The following is a 17,366-nucleotide window of genomic DNA, read 5'->3' as shown; positions in this document are numbered from 1 at the left end:
GTCGAAGTCTGCCCCAGCCGAGAAAGTGTTATTGACTATCAATTGGTAGTGAGTAACACTTCACCCATGAACGTCACCGTCGTAGGAGCAGGACCGACCGGACTCGTGCTGGCGTGCGGGTTGCTCGGTGCGGGAATCCCGGTGCGGGTGGTCGACGGGGCCGAGGGGCCCGCCGTCACGTCCCGCGCGCTCGGCCTCCAGCCCCGCGGGGCGGAGGTGCTCGACCGCCTCGGAGCGCTGGGCGACCTCCCCGAGCGGTCCATCGGCATCGCCCGGATCGCCATCGCCGTCAACGGGAAACCGTTGGGGGAACTGAAAGTCGGCCAGGTCACGAAGCTGGTCAAGCGGCGCGGCCTGATGATCTCGCAGGCCGAGGTGGAGGGGGAGCTGCGCCGCCGGTTCGCCGAGCTCGGCGGCGTGGTCGAGTGGGGCACGGCGCTGGAGGGCATGGAGCAGGACGCGTCCGGCGTCCTGGTCACCACGACCGGCGGCCGGGTGGAGCGGACGGACTGGCTCGTCGGCTGCGACGGCGCGCACAGCGCCGTGCGCAAGGCCGCGGGCATCGGCTTCCCCGGCGCTCCGCTGGTCGAGCGGTTCCTGCTCGCCGACGCGCACGTCGACCTGCCGCTCGACCGGGACGCCGTCGCGGTGTGGCTCAGCGGTGAGGACATGCTGGCCGCGTTCCCGCTGCCGGGCGGCGTGTGGCGGCTGATGGCCCCCGCTCCCGCGGGGTTCCCCGACGACGGCGACGTCGCCGCGACCATGGCCGGGCTGCTGCGCACCCAGGGGAAGCTGCCGGACGCGGTGGTCACCTCCACCGCGTGGACCTCCAGCTTCCGCTTCCACCGCAGGCTCGCCGACACCTACCGCGTCGGCCGCGTGCTGCTCGCGGGCGACGCCGCCCACATCCACAGCCCGTTCGGCGGCCAGGGCATGAACACCGGCCTCGGCGACGCGGAGAACCTGGCGTGGAAGCTCGCGCTGGTCGCCTCCGGCCGCGCCGAGTCGACGCTGCTGGACACCTACGAGGCCGAACGGCGGCCGATCGCCGAGGGCGTGCTGTCGACTACCAGCGGCATGACCGCCGTGCTCGTCGGCGAGTCCGCGGCCGCCCGGTTCCTCCGCGACCACGTGGTGGTGCGGCTGATGAACCGCCGGTTCGTGCAGAAGGCGATCTGGGAGAAGTCCTCGCAGCTCAAGGTCACCTACCGCGGCGGACCGCTCGGCGGTCACCGGTTCGGCGGCGGACCCCGCCCCGGCGACCGCGTGCCCGACCGCCCGGTGCTCGTGGACGGCACGCCCAGCCGCCTGCACGCCGAACTGGGCACGCGCTGGGTGCTGTTCGGCGGCGAGCGGTGCGCGCTCGTGGCCCGCAAGAGGCTGGGGGAGGACCGCGTCACCGTGCTGCCCGCCGACGGCGACACGCTGCTGATCCGCCCCGACGGCCACCTCGCCTGGCGCGGGAAGGAGGTGCCCGACGCGCTCGACGCGTGGCTGACCGGCATCCTGGGGACGTGAGTTCACCAGCACCGGGACTGCGCGAGCAGCGGAAGGCCCGCACCAGGAAGGCCATCCAGGAGCACGCGCTGCGGCTGTTCCTGGCCAACGGCTACGACGCGACGACCGTGGAGCAGATCGCGGCCGCCGCCGAGGTCTCGCCCATGACGTTCTTCCGCTACTTCCCCAGCAAGGAAGCGGTCGTGGAGAACGACGAGTACGACCCCCTGCTGATCGACTTCATCCGCGCCCAGCCCGCCGACCTCGGCCCGCTGGCCGCGCTGCGGGAGGCGGTCGTCCGCGGGATGCGCGCGGTCTACGACACCGACAAGGACGCCCTGCTCGTCCGCACCCGGCTCATCCTCACCACCCCGGCCCTGCGCGGCAGGCAGTGGCGCAACGGCGACAGCACGCAGGCGCTGTTCGTCGAGGCCTTGGCCGCCCGGACCGGCGGCGAGGTCACGTTCGAGCTGCGTGTGCTCGCCGCCGCCGCGCTGGGGGCGTTGACCACCGCCCTGAGCACGTGGGTCGACGGGGACGGCGCGGACGACCTGCCGACGTTGATGGAACGCGGTTTCGACGCGCTGGCGCGGATGGACTCGTGACCCGAGCCTTTCGACCGAAGGGGTGAACGGCGGTTCGTCAGGGCTGAACCCCTAGGCCGGTTCGGGGTAGCCCCCGGCGTGGAATGGGGTTCCTACCCGACGCGCCCCGCTCCGCCGATCGGCAGGATTTCCCCAGCACACCAACCACGTGGGGAAAAGGGGATCCGGTGACAGCGACCATGCGGACGGCGACGACCGTCGCGGCGAGGGCCGTGGGCGTGACGAAGGTCTACGGCTCGGGGGAGGCCACCGTGACCGCGCTCGACGCCGTCTCGGTGGAGATCGAGCGGGGGCGGTTCACCGCGATCATGGGCCCGTCGGGGTCCGGCAAGTCGACGCTCATGCACTGCCTCGCGGGCCTCGACGACGTGGACTCCGGCGAGGTGTTCGTCGGGGACACCAAGGTGACCGGGTTGAAGGACAAGGGCCTCACGGACCTGAGACGCACCAAGGTCGGCTTCATCTTCCAGCAGTTCAACCTGCTGCCGACGCTGACCGCGGAGGAGAACATCGTGCTGCCGCTGGCGATCGGCGGCCGCAAGGTGGACCGGGAGTGGTTCGACACGGTCATCGACACCGTGGGCCTGCGGGACCGGTTGAGCCACCGGCCCACGCAGCTCTCCGGCGGCCAGCAGCAGCGCGTGGCCTGCGCCCGCGCGCTGGTCAGCCGCCCCGAGGTCGTGTTCGCCGACGAGCCCACCGGCAACCTGGACTCCACGTCCGGCGCGGAGGTGCTCGGGTTCCTCCAGCGGTCCGCGCGGGACTTCGGCCAGACCGTGGTGATGGTGACGCACGACGCGAACGCCGCGTCCTACGCGGACCGGGTGATCTTCCTGGCGGACGGCCGGATCGTCAGCGAACTGCTGGAGCCGACCGCCGACGCCGTGCTGGACATGATGAAGAGCCTCGACGGCGTGGTCGCGCGATGATCAGGGCCACGCTCAAGAGCCTGATGGCGCGCAAGCTGCGCCTGGTGCTGTCCGGACTCGCCGTCGTGCTCGGCGTGATGTTCGTGTCCGGCTCGTTCGTGCTGACCGACACGCTCGACCGGTCGTTCAACGCCCTGTTCTCCAGCGTCTACACCGGAGTCGACGCCCAGGTCAGCGTGAAGCCGAAGACCGGGGACAACGGCGGCGGCGACCCCACGGACGCGGCGGCGACGCTGCCCGAGTCCACTGTGGACAAGGTGAAGGCCGTGTCCGGCGTGAAGGCCGCCACCGGCGACGTGACCGGATCGGCTCGCCCGATCGGCAAGAACGGCAAGGTGATGACCACCAGCGGCGCGCCGCGCTTCGGCGACGCCTGGGGCGAGGACCTGTCCGGCCAGCGGGTGCTGCGCGAGGGGCGCGCCCCGACCGCCGACAACGAGGTCGTGCTGGGCGGGTTCCTGGCCAAGTCCGGCGGGTTCGCCGTGGGCGACGACATCGCCGTGCTGACGTCGTTGCCCAAGGAGACCTTCAAGGTCGTCGGCGTCTACGGCTACCAGGGCGGCCGCGACTCGCTCGGCGGCGAGCTGAGCATGAGCTTCGCGCCGCGGACCGCGCACCGCGTGCTCCTCGGCGAGCCGGACACCGTCAGCACCATCACGGTCCAGGCCGCCGACGGCGTGTCCCAGGACGTCCTGCGCGACCGGATCGTGGACGCGGTCGGCGCGGACTACCAGGTGAAGACCGGCGCGGAACTGGCGAAGGCGCAGACCGACTCGATCGGCGAGGGCCTCAAGTTCTTCAACTACATCCTGCTCGGCTTCGCCGGGATCGCCCTGTTCGTCGGCACGTTCATCATCTTCAACACGTTCTCCATCATCGTGGCGCAGCGGACCAAGGAGCTCGCGCTGATGCGGGCCATGGGCGCGAGCCGCAAGCAGATGATGACGTCGGTCGTGCTGGAGGCGCTGGTGATCGGCGTGATCGCCTCGGTCGTCGGCCTCGCCGCCGGCGTGGGCGTCGGCGCGCTGCTGGCGAGCCTGTTCGCCACGTTCGGCGGCGGCAGCCTCCAGCTCGCGAGCATCGGCCTCCCGGCCGCCGCGGTGATCTCCTCGTTCGCCGTCGGCATCCTCGTCACGATGGCCGCGTCGGTGTTCCCCGCCGTCCGCGCCTCCCGGATCGCGCCGGTCGCGGCGATGCGCGAGGCCGCCACCCCGGACCGGCCGCTGACCAAGCCGACCGTCGCGGGCGCGGTGCTGTCCGCCGCGGGCGGCACGCTGCTCGGGTTCGGCCTCGGCAACGGCGTGCTGTGGATGGTGTTCTCCGGCATCCTGCTCGCGTTCCTCGGCGTCGCGCTGCTCACCCCGTTGATCAGCAAGCCGGTCGTCGCGGTCATCGGCGGCCTGCTGTCGTGGTCGATGCCGGGCACACTCGGCCGCCGCAACTCCGCCCGCAACCCGCGCCGCACGGCCATCACCGCCGCCGCGCTCATGGTCGGCATCGCGCTGATCACCGGCGTGAGCATCGTCCTGACGTCCGCGACGGCCAGCATCACCAAGGTCGCCGACACGCAGATCTCCGCCGACCTGATCATCGGCGGCGACAACGGCTCCTTCGCGCCGGAGGTGCTCGACAAGGTCAAGTCGACGCCCGGCGTCGAGTCCGCCTTCGGGTTCCAGGGCGACACCGCCCTCGTCGACGGCAAGCGGCAGTACCTGCTGGCCGCCACCGACTACCCGGCGATGCAGCGGCTGTTCGGCCTCAAGGCCGTGGAGGGCTCGTTCGGCGCCGTCACCGGCCGCACGGTCGCCGTCGGCGAGGACACCGCGCGGGAGCGGAACCTCCACGTCGGCAGCACGATGACCGTGCAGCTGGCCAAGGGGGAGCAGCAGACGTACGCGGTCGCCGTCGTCTACGCCAAGAACGGCGTGATGGAGGGCGTGCAGATCGCGTCCGCCGCGGCCGCGGACTTCACCCGCCCGCAGGTGTCCGACGCCTACGCCAAGGTCGCGGGCGGAACGGCCGTCGCCGACGTCCAGAAGCGGGTCGAGGGGCTGTTCGCGGACAACCCCGAGGTCACCGTGCAGGACCGCAGCGCGTACGTGAAGGAGCAGGCCGCGCAGCTCGACACCGTGCTGCTCATGGTGCAGATCCTGCTGGCGCTGGCGATCCTCATCGCCGTACTCGGCGTGATCAACACCCTCGCCCTGTCGGTCATCGAGCGGACCCGTGAACTCGGGCTGCTGCGGGCCATCGGCATGCGCCGGTCCCAGGTGATGCGGATGATCACCGTGGAGTCCGTGGTGATCTCGGTGTTCGGCGCGCTGCTCGGGCTGCTGGTCGGCAGCGGGCTCGGCGTGGCGACCGTCAAGGCGCTCAAGGACGAGGGGATCACCGAACTCGGGTTCCCGTGGACGCAAATGGGTACCTACCTGGCGGTGGCGGCGGCGGTCGGCGTGGTCGCGGCGATCCTGCCCGCCATCCGAGCGGCGCGCCTCAACGTGCTGAACGCGATCTCGTACGAGTAGGTAGGTTGGTGGGATGTCGTTTCGCAGCGGGATGTCCGAGTACGACGGCGAGGCGTGGGACGCGCTGATCGCGAGCGAGAAGCCGTCCGAGCGCTCGTTCCTGCCCGCGGTCGTGCGGGACCGCCTGCACCGGACCGGCGAGGTCGCCAAGCGCCGCATCGACATGATCCCCGGCTCCGAGCAGTTCCAGGGACTGCTGATGAAGGCGCTCGGCGGCTTCACCGACCTCGGTTCGCGCGCCGCGCGGGCCAGCGTCCGGTCCGGGGCCGTGCTGAAGGCGTACCAGAAGCGCGGCCACGACGTGGCGGAGATCGAGGACATCCGGAAGCTGCCGCTCAGCGAGATGGACAAGGTCAAGCCGCGGCTCGACCTCGCCTACATCACCGCGTCCACCGTGCAGGGCGCCGCCGCGGGCCTCGCGGTCTCCGGCGGCGAACTGCTCGGGGTCGCGAGCGGCGGCGCCCCCGGCGCGGGCGTCGTGGTCGGCGCGATGGCCGCGGACGCCGCCGCCGTGCTGATCGCGAGCCAGCGGGCGGTCGCGCACGTGGCCGCCTACTACGGCTACGACCTGGCCCGGCCCGAGGAGCAGATGTTCGCGCTGGGCGTGCTGAACCTCGGCACGTCCTCGGACGTGACCAAGGCGGCGGCCTACCTGGAGCTGAACAAGCTGGTCCAGGGCCTGGCCCGCAAGCACACGTGGGACCAGCTGCGGCAGAACGTCGTGACCAAGGTCGTCGAGCAGGTCTACGCCCAGCTCGGCATCCGGCTCACCCAGCGCAAGCTCGGCCAGGCCGTGCCCGTCGTCGGCGTGCTGATCGGCGCGGGCCTGAACGCGACGACGCTGCGGCGGGTCGTGGACGACGCCGAGCACGCGTACCGCAAACGGCACCTCCAGGAGAAGTACGGCATCGTCGACACCGCGCCCCCGTCGACCGTCAAGGCGGAGCGCGACGACACGATCCCGATCGTGGACATCCTGGACGCGGAGATCGTCGAGGCCGAGCCCGACGTGTCCCCTTGACCTCGGTGGGCGCGGAGGGGTCTGCTTCAAGCCGCAGCCCAGAGCGAGGAGAACACCCGTGGCAGTCCACCCGCGCGCAGGTCAGCCCGCGACGCGAGCCGACCTGGTCGACGTAGCGCACCTGGTCACGTCGTACTACGCGGAGCACCCCGACCCGTCGGTCGCCGAGCAGCGGGTCGCTTTCGGCACGTCCGGCCACCGCGGGTCGGCGTTGCGGATCGGCTTCACCGACGACCACATCGCCGCCGCCGCGCAGGCCGTGTGCGAGCACCGGGCGCGCGCCGGCGTGACCGGCCCGCTGTACCTGGGCCGGGACACGCACGCGCTGTCCGAGCCCGCGTTCGTCACCGCGCTGGAGGTGTTCGTCGCCAACGGCGTGCGCGTCCTCGTCGACAGCCGCGAGGGCTACACGCCCACGCCCGCGGTGTCGTTGGCGATCCTGACCTACAACGCCGGTCGTGCGGAGGGCTTGGCGGACGGCGTGGTCGTGACCCCGTCGCACAACCCGCCCGAGGACGGCGGCTTCAAGTACAACCCGCCGGACGGCGGCCCCGCCGACTCCGGCATCACCAAGGGCATCCAGGACCGGGCCAACGAGCTGCTGGAGGCCGGGCTCTCGGGCGTCAAGCGCATCCCGTACGCCCGCGCCCGCCAGACCGCGGAGCCGTTCGACTTCCTCGACCTGTACGTGACGGAACTGCCGTCGGTCGTGGACCTGGACGCCATCCGCTCGGCGGGCGTGCGCATCGGCGCGGACCCGCTGGGCGGCGCGAGCGTCGCGTACTGGTCGGAGATCGCCGACCGCCACGGCCTCGACCTCACGGTCGTGAACCCCGTGGTGGACTCCACGTTCGGGTTCATGACGCTCGACTGGGACGGCCGCATCCGGATGGACTGCTCGTCCCCGTACGCCATGGCGTCGCTGATCTCCCGCCGCGCGGAGTTCGACGTGGCCACGGGCAACGACGCCGACTCGGACAGGCACGGCATCGTGACCCCCGACGGCGGCCTGATGAACCCGAACCACTTCCTCGCCGTGGCGATCGACTACCTGTACTCGCACCGCGACGGGTGGTCTTCCGACGCGGCCATCGGCAAGACGATGGTGAGTTCGTCGATCATCGACCGGGTGGCCTCGTCGCTGGGGCGGCGGCTGATCGAGGTGCCGGTCGGGTTCAAGTGGTTCGTGCCGGGACTGTTGGACGGCTCGATCGCCTTCGGCGGCGAGGAGAGCGCCGGGGCGTCGTTCCTGCGCCGCGACGGCCGGGTGTGGACGACCGACAAGGACGGCCTGATCCTGGCGCTGCTGGCGTCGGAGATCATCGCCGTGACGGGGAAGACGCCGTCGGAGCGGTACCGGGAGCTGACGGGCTCGCTGGGCGACCCCGTGTACGCCCGGATCGACGCACCCGCTACTCGTGCGCAGAAGGCCGCGCTGGGGGCGCTGTCCCCTGACCAGGTGGCCGTGGAGGAGATCGCGGGCGAGAAGATCCTCGACCGCCTGACCAACGCCCCCGGCAACGGGGCGTCCGTGGGCGGCTTGAAGGTCGTGACGGAATCCGGCTGGTTCGCCGCGAGGCCCTCGGGCACCGAGGACGTGTACAAGCTCTATGCCGAGTCCTTCAAGGGCCCAGACCACCTGGCGCTGTTGCAACAGGAGGCGCAGACGGTGCTGGACGGGGTGCTGGGGTCCTAGCGAACCGGGGGCCTCGCCACCGAGCGAGGCCCCCGCGCTTGGGCCGTTGGGTGGACGTGTCCGATTCGCGGCTAACGGGGTGATCCCGTCCGCGATGCCCTGGTAGGAGCCGCACCGGCCGCCAGGGGGAGAAGACGTGACCGATCCGCGCCCGTTCCTGCCGCTCGTCGTGCTCGCGGTCGTGCTGGGGGCCGCGGCGCTCGTGGCGTCGGTCGCTCCGAGCCTGGTCACCACCGGCGTGTACCAGGTGTGGGTCGACGGAGTCACGATCACCACCGAGTCCCTGTCGTGCCAACGACTCGACGACCGGTCGGAGTGCTCGGTGCCGGTCGGCGGGCGGGAGTTGGCGATCACCGTCGTGCGGTCCGACCCGCGGCCGATCGTCCCCGGCGCCTGCACCGCCGTGCACGGCGACCGCCGGGTGTCGTGCACCGCGCAGATGGCCGACTACGGGCACGCCTCGCACTCCGTGCGGATCACCGAGGACCTCGGGCTGGGTGAGGCCGAACTGGCCGCGTGGCGGGACCGGCTGCCGTGGTGGCGGACGTCGGAGGGCCTGGTGGAGGCGGGCGCGTGGCTGACCGGTCTGCTGGCCCTCGTGGTGGGCGGGATCGCGTTCCTGGTCGGCGGCCGAGTTCGGCCGCGGCACCCGTGGCGGTCGCAGGCGGCGATCGGGACCGGGGTGCTCGGACTGGTGCTGTTCGGCGTGGCCGCCCAACTCGCGGGGGCGGAGACGGGTGCGGCGGTGGTGTCGCTGTTCGTGCCGCCCACGCTGCTCGCCGCGACGGTGGTGGCGGGGTGGCAGTGGCGGCTGGGCTCGACGAGCGGCGGCACCGCACTGGCCCGGTGGGACCACGCGGCCACCGCGATCATCGCCACGGTCGTGTACTCGGTCATCGCGGTGTTCGTGCTGCTGCTGCTGTACAGCGGGTTCATCGACTAGGCGGAACGGGGTCAGGTCGACGACGACCTGACCCCGTCCGCTCAGTCCGACAGCAGCTTGCGGACCCGGTCCGCGCCCACTGCCAGCAGCAGCGTGGGCAGGCGGGGGCCGGTTTCGACGCCTACCAGCAGGCGGTACAGGAGCGCGAAGAACGTGCGTTGCGCGACCTTCAGCTCCGGGGTCGGCTTGGTGTCCCTCGGCAGGCCCGCCTGGTCCTTCGGGACGCCGTAGACGAGGTCCGTCAGGCCGTCCAGGGACCAGTGGCTGTCCAAGCCCTGGAGGAGCAGGCGCAGGGACTCGCGCTGGTGCTCGTCGAGGGACTGGATCAGGTCCACGTCGGCGTGGTCGCGCACCCTGGTCCGCTGGTCGAGCGGGACCTGCGTGGTGATCCAATGCCCGGCGCGGTCGAGCCTCGGGCGGACCTCGTCCAACGTGGACACCGGGCGGGCCGGGTCCAGGTCGCGGACGATGCGCAGCGTCTGCTCCACGTCGCCGGTCGTGATGTCCACGATGGACGCCAGCGTGCGGTACGCGATCGGGATCGGCGTGGTCGGCAGCGGGCCCGCCGCCGTGCGGACCGCGCGGTCGTGGGCGATCGCGTCGACCGCCACCGCCGTGCCGTCGGCGATCTTGCGCTCCAGCGCGTCCCACTCGTCGTAGGTGCGCTGGACCTCCTGGTCGAACGCGACCTTGAACGACTGGTTCGGCTTGCGGCGCGCGTACAGCCAGCGCACCAGCGGGGCCTCCATGATCTCCAGGGCGTCGCCCGGCGTGGGCACGCCGCCCTTGGAGCTGCTCATCTTGGCCATGCCGGAGATGCCGACGAACGCGTACATCGGGCCGATCGGCTGCTTGCCGTCGAACACCTCGCGCACGATCTGGCCGCCCACGACGAACGACGAGCCGGGGGACGAGTGGTCCACACCGGACGGTTCGAACACGACGCCCTCGTACGCCCAGCGCATGGGCCAGTCGACCTTCCACACGAGCTTGCCGTGGTTGTGCTCCTTGAGCAGCACGGTCTCCGAGTGGCCGCACACGCAGGTGTACGTCAGCTCGGTCGTCTCGTCGTCGTAGGAGGTGACCGTCGTCATGTCGCGGTCGCACTCGGAGCAGTACGGCTTGTACGGGAAGTACTGCTCCTCGTCGTCCTGCTCGGTGACGGGCTTGTCCTTGGTGCGGTACCGGTCGAGGATCGCGTCGATCTTCGCGCGCTCGCGCACCGCGAGCAGGATCTGGTCGCGGTACGCGCCGGAGGTGTACATCTGCGTCTGGCTGACGGGCCGGTACTCGATGCCCAGCTCGGCGAGAGCCGCGATCATCGGCGCCTTGAAGTGCTCGGCCCAGTTCGGGTGCTCGCTGCCCTCGGGCGCGGGAACGGACGTGAGCGGCTTGCCGATGTGCTCGGCCCACGCCGGGTCGACCCCGACCGGGACCTTGCGGAACCGGTCGAAGTCGTCCCACGACAACAGGTGCACGACGTCGTGGCCGCGGCGGCGGATCTCGTCCGCGACCAGGTGCGGCGTCATGACCTCGCGGAGGTTGCCGAGGTGGACGGGGCCGGACGGGCTCAGGCCGGACGCGCAGACGATGGGTTTGCCGGGCGCGCGGCGTTCGGCTTCGGCGATGACGTCGTCTGCGAAACGGGAGACCCAATCGGCCTCGGTCTGAACCTGCATACCCCGATTGTCCTACGGCGTGTCGAACCGGTTCACGCCGGGATGTCGACCGCGATCTCCGCGCTCAGCTCCGCCCCGAGTTCCAGCTCCAGCCCGTCACCGCTCCAGAACCGGCCGGGGTCGTACCAGTTCACCCGGCGTCCGGTGGGCAGCAGCCCCATCGCCTCGTAGGTGATCGCCACGACCTCCGCGCAGTACGCCGTCTCCAGCGCCGCGTCCGGCACGCCCCTGCGCACCTTCGGCAGCCGCCCGCGCAGCCACCGCGACGCCAGCTTCGCCGTCGACGGGAACGGCGTGCCGTCCAGCCGCGCGATCGTCTTCAGCACGGCGTCGTCGGTCTCGCGGGTGTGCCGGTGGTCGAGCTGCCGCAGCCACGCCCGCTGCCCGTACCGGTTCGCCCACACCAGCACCGCGCTGCGCAGGTCGTGCAGCTGCACCCCGCGCTGGTGCGTGCCGGTCCACATGTCCGTCAGCGACTTGCCCAGTTCGGCGTGCCACATCAGCGGCGGCAGGTCGTCGATGACCACGGCCATCCCGACGTGGTTGACCGGGCTGTTCGTCGTCATCCTGATCGCCCGGTCGGCCGCCGAGTCGCCGCGGAACAGCCACACATCGCCCGTGCGGGTGAGGTTGACGGCTTCGTCCAGGGTGATCCGCGTTTCGGCCATGACCGGTAGCCTAGGCAAATGAAGTTGTGGAAGCTGCTCGGACTCGCGGGCGTCGTCGGAGTCGCGGCGACCGGCGCGGTCGTCGTGCGCGCCGAGCGCAAGCGGCAGGCGTACACGCCGGACGAGATCCGCGACCGCCTGCACGCCCGCATCGCCGAGGCCGAACCCGAGCCGGTCGAGCCCGCGAAGTCCTAGGTCAGCCGGCTCCGCGGTCGGGCGCGCTCATGTCGCCCGTGCCCGGTGTGCCGCCCGCCAGCCCGTAGCGCAGGTGGATCGTGCCCTTCGGGCTGGTCACGGCCGGTTCGAGCAGGGTCAGGTTCGCGGGCACCACGCCGTCGTCGAACACCTTCTTGCCGACGCCGAGCAGGATCGGGTGCACCCACAGGTCGATGCGGTCGAAGAGGCTTTCGCGCAGCAGCGTCTGCACGAGGTCGAGGCTGCCGACGACCTTGATGTTCTCGTGCCGGTCGCGCACGTCCCGCACCGCGGTCGCGAGGTCCGGGCCGAGCTGCGTGGACCCGGCCCACGTCAGGTCGGGCGTGCCGCGCGAGGCCACGTACTTCGGGATGCGGTTGAAGAGCGCGGCGATCTCGCCGTCCTGGCCGCTCTCGTCCTGGTGCGGCCAGAAGCCGGCGAAGATGTCGTAGGTGCGCCTGCCGAGCAGCAGCGCGTCCGTGCCCTCGTACGCGGCGCCGACCTGCGCCCCGGCGACCTCGTCCATCAGGGGCGCCTGCCAGCCGCCGAACGGGAACCCCTCGGGGTCCTCGTCGGGGCCGCCGGGCGCCTGGCCGACGAGGTCGAGGGTGGCGAACAGCTCGAGGTGGATGAGGCCCATGCGTGCTCCCGGTGGGTGCGGTCGTCCTGGTCGGAGGTGAGACCCGAGGACGCCCGAGAACTCATCGCTAGATCAGGAACCGGTACGCCGTCGAGCCCGGCGCGACGTGCTGGATCTTGAGCGGGCTGGCCTTCATGCGGGCCCACAGCGGGTCGTAGTCCTCGCGGCCGCCGATCTCCACGCCGCACAGCGCCGCGCCGGTCTCGCGGTTGTCGCGCTTCACGTACTCGAACAGCACGATGTCGTCGTCCGGTCCGAGCACCTCGTCCAGGAAGCGGCGCAGCGCGCCCGGCTCCTGCGGGAACTCCACCAGGAAGTAGTGCTTGAGGCCGCGGTGCACCAGCGAGCGCTCGACGACCTCGGCGTACCGGCTGACGTCGTTGTTGCCGCCGGAGAGCAGACAGACCACGGTCTGGCCGGGTTCGACGACCACGGACTCGGCGAGCGCCGCCGACGCCATCGCGCCCGCCGGCTCGGCGATGATGCCGTCGACCTGGTAGAGGTCGAGCATCTCGGTGCAGATCTGGCCCTCGGAGACCGTGACGAGTTCCGCGCCCGAGTCGCGGACGAGCGGGAAGCTCGCGTCGCCGACCCGGCGCACGGCCGCGCCGTCCACGAACGTGTCGACTTCCGGCAGCCGCACGGGGCCGTCCGCCGCCAGCGCGGCGATCATGCTGGCCGCGCCCGCCGGTTCCACGCCCACCAGCCGGGTCGACGGGTGCAGCTCCTTCAGCAGCGTGCCGAGGCCCGCCAGCAGCCCGCCGCCGCCGACCGGGACCACGACGACGTCGGGGGCGCGGTCGAGCTGGGCGAGGATCTCCAGCGCCACCGTGCCCTGGCCGGTGATGGTGCGGAGGTCGTCGAACGCCGGGACGACGGTGGCCCCGGTCGTGGCGGCGTACTCCGCGGCGGCTGTGGCCGCGTCGTCGTACGTGTCGCCCTCGACGACGAGTTCGACCTGGTCACCGCCCAGCGAGGCGATGCGCTGCCGCTTCTGCCGCGGCGTCGTGCTCGGCACGTACACCCGGCCGTGGACGCCGAGGCGGCCGCAGGCGTACGCGACGCCCTGGCCGTGGTTGCCCGCGCTGGCGCACACCGCGCCCGCCTCGCGCTCGGCGGCGTCGAGCTGGCTCAGCAGGTTGAACGCGCCCCGCAGCTTGTAGGAGCGGCCCACCTGGAGGTCCTCGCGCTTGAGCCACACGTCGGCGCCCGTCGCCGCGGACAGGCGGTCGTTGCGCTGGAGCGGAGTGGTCAGTGCGACGCCCGACAGCCGTGCGGCGGCCGCGGAGACGTCATCTGCGAAGGACATGGGCGCGATTCTCCTCCGCGCGGCCCTGCCCGCGCGAATAGGGTCGTGACCATGAGCTCACTCGCCGCCAAGGCCACCACGCTGCTCGACCTGCACACCGCGCCCGCCCTGCTGAAGGTGGTGAACGTGTGGGACGTGATCAGCGCGACCGTGGTCGCCGACGTGGAGGGGACCACGGCGCTGGCCACCGCCAGCCACTCGATCGCCGCCTCCTACGGCTACCCCGACGGCGAGAACATTCCGGTCGACCTGATGATCGAGGCCGTGGGCCGGATCGCCGCCGCCGTGTCGCTGCCCGTGACCGCCGACCTGGAGGCCGGGTACGGCGATCCGGGAGAGACGGTCCGCAAGGCCATCGGCGTCGGGATCGTGGGCGCGAACATCGAGGACCAGATGAAGCCGCTGAAGGAGTCGGTCGCCGCCGTCGAGGCCGTCGTCAAGGCTGGTGAGGCGGAGGGGATCACGTTCGTGCTGAACGCGCGGACCGACGCCTTCGTGCTCGGCCGCGACCGCGACCCGGCGGACGTGCTGGCCGACGCGATCGAGCGCGGCAAGGCCTACCTGGACGCGGGCGCGCCGGTGGTGTTCGTGCCCGGCAAGCTGGACGAGCCTGCCGTCGTCGCGCTGGTCGAGGCGTTCGGGCCGCGGAAGCTGACGACGATCGGCGCGCCGGGCAGCCTGCCGCTGGCCCGGCAGGAGGAACTCGGCGTGGCCCGCGTGTCCTACGGGCCGTTCAGCCAGCAGGTGGCGCTGACGGCGTTGGCGGACCTGGCCATCGACGTGGTCGCGGGCGGCGGACTGCCGGAGAACGTGCGCCGCCTCAACTAGCCGTACACGCCTGCGGCGATGTCGGCGAGCAGGTCCGGGTGCCGGGGCCGCCAGCCGAGGAGGTCGCGGGTCAGGACGCTGGACGTCGGGCTGTCGAGGGAGACGAGCGGGGCGAGCAGGCCGAAGTGCCCGCTCGCCTCCTCGGCGGGCACGCTCGCGGCGGGCAGCGCCAGCGCGCGGCCGATGGCCTCGGCGATGGCGCGGAACGGCACCCCCTCCTCGGCGACGGCGTGCGCCCGCGTGCCCGCCGGCGCGGACTCCAAGGCCAGCCGGAACAGGGTCGCGGCGTCCCGCCGGTGCACCGCGGGCCACCGGTTCGCCCCGTCGCCGACGTAGCCGGACACCCCCGTGGTCCGGGCGGTGCCGACCAGCAGCGCGATGAACCCGCGGGCGTCGCCGGGCCCGTGCACGGTCGGCGCGAGCCGGATCGACGACGACCGGACACCCCGTCCGGCCAGCGCCAGCGTCGCCGTCTCGACGGGCAGGCGCAGGGCCGTGAGGGCGTTGGGGACGGTCGGGGTCTCCTCGGTCAGCAGCGTCCCCGGCGTGCGGCCGATGACGCCGGAGGTGACCGCGAACGGCTTGCCGGTGCCCTCCAGCTCCCGGCCGATCGCCTCGACGGCCGCCAGTTCGGCCCGCGCCCGCGCGGCCTGGTCGGTGGTCTCGGTGATGTGCTTGTTCGCGGCGTGCACCACGCCGTCGGCCGCCGCCGCTCCGGCGCGCAGGCTGTCGAGGTCGTCGACGTCGCCGCGGTGCACGGCCGCGCCGACCTCCGCGAGTGCGGCGGCGGAGGCGTCGGACCGGGCGAGCCCGACGACCTCGTGGCCCGCGTCGAGCAGGTCGCGGACGACGGCCGAACCGACGTGGCCGGTGGCCCCGGTGACGAATACGCGCAAGGGAAGTCCTTCGGTGGCAACGGATTTGGTGCCTCGACGGTAGGAGTGGGGACGGTCGCGCGTCCAAGACCCGTTTCGCACCGCGTGATGCGGTTCGGGCATCACCCGTACGATCCGGGGGTGGACCTCGATCTCCGCCTGGTGCGGTACTTCACGGTCGTGGCGGAGCACGGCACGTTCCACCGCGCCGCGGAGGAGTTGCGCGTCGCGCAGCCGTCGTTGAGCCGCCAGGTGCAGCGCTTGGAGGAACTGCTGGGCGTGCGCCTGCTCGACCGCACCCCGCAGGGCAGCAGGCTCACCGACGCCGGTCGCGCGTTCCTGCCCGACGCGCACGCGCTGCTGCGCTCCGCCGACCTGGCCGCCGCCAGGGCCCGCGCCGCCGCCGAGGTGATCACCGTCGGCCACGCGGGCGGGCTGCTGGTCACGGGCGCGGTGCGGGACCTGCGCGACCGCCGCCCGGACGTCGAGGTGCGCACCCTGCACCTCGACTGGGACGACGTGCGCGCGGCCCTGCTGGAGCGCCGCGTGGACGTGGCCGTGGCGCGGGAGCCGTTCGCGACTGACGGGCTGCGTGTGACGACGCTGGCCGAGCAACCCCGCGTGCTGCTCGTGCCGGACGCGCACCGCTTGGCGGGCAAGGACTCCGTGAGCCTCGACGACTTCGCCGACGAACCCCTCGTGCGGTACGCGGACCCGGCCTACGACGCGTTCTGGCGGGTCGACCCGCGCCCGGACGGCCGCCGCGCGCCGGACGGGCCGCTGGTCGGGGCGCACGAGGACAAGCTGGAGCAGGTCGCGGGCGGCCGGGCGCTCGCCCTCGCCCCCGCCGGGAACGGACCCCCGCGACCGGACCTCGTGGCCATCCCGGTCGACGGGATCGCGCCGTGCCGGGTGGTGCTCGCGGTGCGCGCCGACGAGCGCGGCCCCCTCGTCGCGGCGTTCCACGACGCCGCGCGATCCCTCTTCACCCGATCTCAGGAGGACTGACCCGTGGTGGTTCTGTTCGGTTCGTGGCCCACGCCCGTGGAGCCGATGCCCCGGTTGGCGCGGGCGTTGGGGCTGGGCGACGACGACCTCTGGATCAAGCGCGACGACCTCGTGGGGCTCGGCGGCGGGGGCAACAAGGTCCGCAAGCTGGAGTGGACCCTCGGCGCTGCCATCGACGAGGGCGCGACCACTGTCGTCACCACCGGCGCGCCGCAGAGCAACCACGCCCGCCTGACGGCCGCCGCGGCGGCGCGGCTGGGGCTGGACGTCGTGCTGGTGTTCCCCGGCTCACGCGGCGAGGGCGCGGGGAACCTGGTGCTGGACGGGCTGTTCGGGGCGACCGTCGTGTGGAGCGGCGACGCCGAGCCCGCCGCGGTCGCGGCCGACGTGGCGGCGTCGGGTGGTGGGGTGCTGATCCCGTTCGGCGGGTCCAGCCCGGTCGGCGCGCGCGGGTACGTCGACGGCGGGCGGGAGCTGCTGGCCCAGGTGCCTGACGTCGACGAGGTCGTGGTCGCCGTCGGGTCCGGCGGCACGATGGCCGGGCTGGTGGTGGCGTTGGGTGTGGACCGGGTGCTCGGGGTGCACTGCGGCGCGGTCGACGAGCCGGGCCGGGTCGTCGCCAACCTGGTCGCGGGCGTCGACGGCGCGGTGGTGGAGCCGCGGATCCGGCTCGACCAGGTCGGGGCCGGGTACGGGGTGCTGAGCGACCCGGTCATGGCCGCACTGGAGCTGACGGCCCGCACCGAGGGGATCGTGCTGGACCCGGTCTACACCGGCCGGGCGATGGCCGGGCTGGTCGCCGCGGTGCGGGAGGGGAGCGTGGCGGCCGGTCGGCGGACGGTGTTCCTGCACACCGGGGGACTGCCCGGTCTGTTCGGCCACCCCGAGGCCGTGGCCAGGGCGTTGGCGGGCGCTGTCGACGAACCGTGGTCCTGACGGGCAGCTGAC

Annotated in this window: 16 protein-coding genes; 11 read left to right on the top strand and 5 right to left on the bottom strand. The window is 72.5% G+C overall.

The genetic code is table 11. The features are described from left to right. The first annotated feature begins 66 nt into the window (after positions 1 to 66). The 7 genes from ACFWW9_RS18280 (at position 67) to ACFWW9_RS18250 (ending at position 9,216) form a co-directional block, all read left to right on the top strand. Positions 67 to 1,518: an FAD-dependent monooxygenase gene (locus ACFWW9_RS18280; protein WP_390378620.1), complete on the top strand. Its 1,452-nt coding sequence runs from the start codon at positions 67 to 69 to the stop codon at positions 1,516 to 1,518. Next, the gene (locus tag ACFWW9_RS18275) at positions 1,515 to 2,102 is read left to right on the top strand and encodes a TetR family transcriptional regulator (protein ID WP_390378617.1); all 588 of its coding nucleotides are present in this window, start codon (positions 1,515 to 1,517) and stop codon (positions 2,100 to 2,102) included. Before ACFWW9_RS18280 ends, ACFWW9_RS18275 begins: the two co-directional genes overlap by 4 nt. A 179-nt stretch (positions 2,103 to 2,281) precedes the next feature. Further along, the gene (locus ACFWW9_RS18270) at positions 2,282 to 3,031 is read left to right on the top strand and encodes an ABC transporter ATP-binding protein (protein ID WP_390378662.1); all 750 of its coding nucleotides are present in this window, start codon (positions 2,282 to 2,284) and stop codon (positions 3,029 to 3,031) included. Next, positions 3,028 to 5,556 (top strand): ABC transporter permease, encoded by a 2,529-nt coding sequence (locus ACFWW9_RS18265; protein WP_390378614.1) that lies wholly within the window; start codon positions 3,028 to 3,030, stop codon positions 5,554 to 5,556. Before ACFWW9_RS18270 ends, ACFWW9_RS18265 begins: the two co-directional genes overlap by 4 nt. 13 nt (positions 5,557 to 5,569) lie before the next feature. After that, positions 5,570 to 6,577 carry an EcsC family protein gene (locus tag ACFWW9_RS18260; RefSeq protein ID WP_390378611.1) on the top strand — a complete coding sequence of 336 codons (1,008 nt, stop codon included), beginning with the start codon at positions 5,570 to 5,572 and terminating at the stop codon, positions 6,575 to 6,577. A 58-nt stretch (positions 6,578 to 6,635) separates the two neighbouring features. After that, the gene (gene pgm, locus ACFWW9_RS18255) at positions 6,636 to 8,273 is read left to right on the top strand and encodes a phosphoglucomutase (alpha-D-glucose-1,6-bisphosphate-dependent) (protein ID WP_390378608.1); all 1,638 of its coding nucleotides are present in this window, start codon (positions 6,636 to 6,638) and stop codon (positions 8,271 to 8,273) included. A 136-nt stretch (positions 8,274 to 8,409) separates the two neighbouring features. After that, positions 8,410 to 9,216 (top strand): hypothetical protein, encoded by an 807-nt coding sequence (locus tag ACFWW9_RS18250; protein ID WP_390378605.1) that lies wholly within the window; start codon positions 8,410 to 8,412, stop codon positions 9,214 to 9,216. 41 nt (positions 9,217 to 9,257) lie between these two features. Here ACFWW9_RS18250 and lysS read toward each other — a convergent pair whose 3' ends face one another. Beyond that, entirely contained in the window at positions 9,258 to 10,895 is a 1,638-nt protein-coding gene (gene lysS, locus ACFWW9_RS18245) for a lysine--tRNA ligase (protein WP_390378602.1), read from the bottom strand. Between the two features lie 32 nt (positions 10,896 to 10,927). Further along, positions 10,928 to 11,563, bottom strand: a complete 636-nt coding sequence (locus tag ACFWW9_RS18240) for a hypothetical protein (RefSeq protein ID WP_390378600.1) — start codon at positions 11,561 to 11,563, stop codon at positions 10,928 to 10,930. Positions 11,564 to 11,581: 18 nt separating this feature from the next. Between ACFWW9_RS18240 and ACFWW9_RS18235 the strand changes: the two genes are divergently transcribed. Beyond that, the gene (locus ACFWW9_RS18235; protein WP_390378597.1) at positions 11,582 to 11,758 is read left to right on the top strand and encodes a hypothetical protein; all 177 of its coding nucleotides are present in this window, start codon (positions 11,582 to 11,584) and stop codon (positions 11,756 to 11,758) included. 1 nt (position 11,759) lies between these two features. On the opposite strand, the gene ACFWW9_RS18230 is transcribed toward ACFWW9_RS18235, so the two are convergent. Both ACFWW9_RS18230 and ilvA read right to left on the bottom strand, forming a co-directional pair. Continuing rightward, complete coding sequence (locus ACFWW9_RS18230) at positions 11,760 to 12,398, bottom strand: dihydrofolate reductase family protein (protein ID WP_390378594.1); 639 nt, start codon at positions 12,396 to 12,398, stop codon at positions 11,760 to 11,762. A 67-nt stretch (positions 12,399 to 12,465) separates the two neighbouring features. Beyond that, positions 12,466 to 13,707: a threonine ammonia-lyase IlvA gene (ilvA, locus tag ACFWW9_RS18225; protein ID WP_390378591.1), complete on the bottom strand. Its 1,242-nt coding sequence runs from the start codon at positions 13,705 to 13,707 to the stop codon at positions 12,466 to 12,468. Between the two features lie 51 nt (positions 13,708 to 13,758). On the opposite strand from ilvA, the gene ACFWW9_RS18220 reads away from it, so the two are divergent. Further along, on the top strand, positions 13,759 to 14,535 hold the full coding sequence (locus tag ACFWW9_RS18220; RefSeq protein ID WP_390378588.1) for an isocitrate lyase/phosphoenolpyruvate mutase family protein: 777 nt from the start codon (positions 13,759 to 13,761) through the stop codon (positions 14,533 to 14,535). Here ACFWW9_RS18220 and ACFWW9_RS18215 read toward each other — a convergent pair. Next, entirely contained in the window at positions 14,532 to 15,431 is a 900-nt protein-coding gene (locus tag ACFWW9_RS18215; protein ID WP_390378585.1) for an SDR family oxidoreductase, read from the bottom strand. The two genes, ACFWW9_RS18220 and ACFWW9_RS18215, sit on opposite strands and share 4 nt — an antisense overlap. Before the next feature lie 120 nt (positions 15,432 to 15,551). On the opposite strand from ACFWW9_RS18215, the gene ACFWW9_RS18210 reads away from it, so the two are divergent. Together ACFWW9_RS18210 and ACFWW9_RS18205 are read left to right on the top strand one after the other, a co-directional pair. Further along, a complete protein-coding gene (locus ACFWW9_RS18210; protein WP_390378582.1) occupies positions 15,552 to 16,418 on the top strand; it encodes a LysR family transcriptional regulator in 867 nt (288 codons plus the stop codon). Between the two features lie 3 nt (positions 16,419 to 16,421). Further along, positions 16,422 to 17,354, top strand: coding sequence for a pyridoxal-phosphate dependent enzyme (locus tag ACFWW9_RS18205; protein ID WP_390378579.1), 933 nt, complete (start codon positions 16,422 to 16,424; stop codon positions 17,352 to 17,354). Positions 17,355 to 17,366 lie beyond the last annotated feature (12 nt).

Origin of the sequence: Umezawaea sp. NPDC059074, from assembly GCF_042738955.1 — a bacterium.
Classification (GTDB): Bacteria; Actinomycetota; Actinomycetes; order Mycobacteriales; family Pseudonocardiaceae; genus Umezawaea.
This window is presented reverse-complemented; position numbering and strand designations above follow the sequence as displayed.

Excerpts from the sequence above, each read along its gene's own strand:
- ACFWW9_RS18280 (WP_390378620.1), top strand. The coding sequence starts at position 67 with ATGAACGTCACCGTCGTAGGAGCAGGACCGACCGGACTCGTGCTGGCG.
- ACFWW9_RS18220 (WP_390378588.1), top strand. The coding sequence starts at position 13,759 with ATGAGCTCACTCGCCGCCAAGGCCACCACGCTGCTCGACCTGCACACC.
- ilvA (WP_390378591.1), bottom strand. The coding sequence starts at position 13,707 with ATGTCCTTCGCAGATGACGTCTCCGCGGCCGCCGCACGGCTGTCGGGC.
- lysS (WP_390378602.1), bottom strand. The coding sequence starts at position 10,895 with ATGCAGGTTCAGACCGAGGCCGATTGGGTCTCCCGTTTCGCAGACGAC.
- ACFWW9_RS18235 (WP_390378597.1), top strand. The coding sequence starts at position 11,582 with ATGAAGTTGTGGAAGCTGCTCGGACTCGCGGGCGTCGTCGGAGTCGCG.
- ACFWW9_RS18265 (WP_390378614.1), top strand. The coding sequence starts at position 3,028 with ATGATCAGGGCCACGCTCAAGAGCCTGATGGCGCGCAAGCTGCGCCTG.
- ACFWW9_RS18240 (WP_390378600.1), bottom strand. The coding sequence starts at position 11,563 with ATGGCCGAAACGCGGATCACCCTGGACGAAGCCGTCAACCTCACCCGC.
- ACFWW9_RS18270 (WP_390378662.1), top strand. The coding sequence starts at position 2,282 with ATGCGGACGGCGACGACCGTCGCGGCGAGGGCCGTGGGCGTGACGAAG.
- ACFWW9_RS18260 (WP_390378611.1), top strand. The coding sequence starts at position 5,570 with ATGTCGTTTCGCAGCGGGATGTCCGAGTACGACGGCGAGGCGTGGGAC.
- ACFWW9_RS18230 (WP_390378594.1), bottom strand. The coding sequence starts at position 12,398 with ATGGGCCTCATCCACCTCGAGCTGTTCGCCACCCTCGACCTCGTCGGC.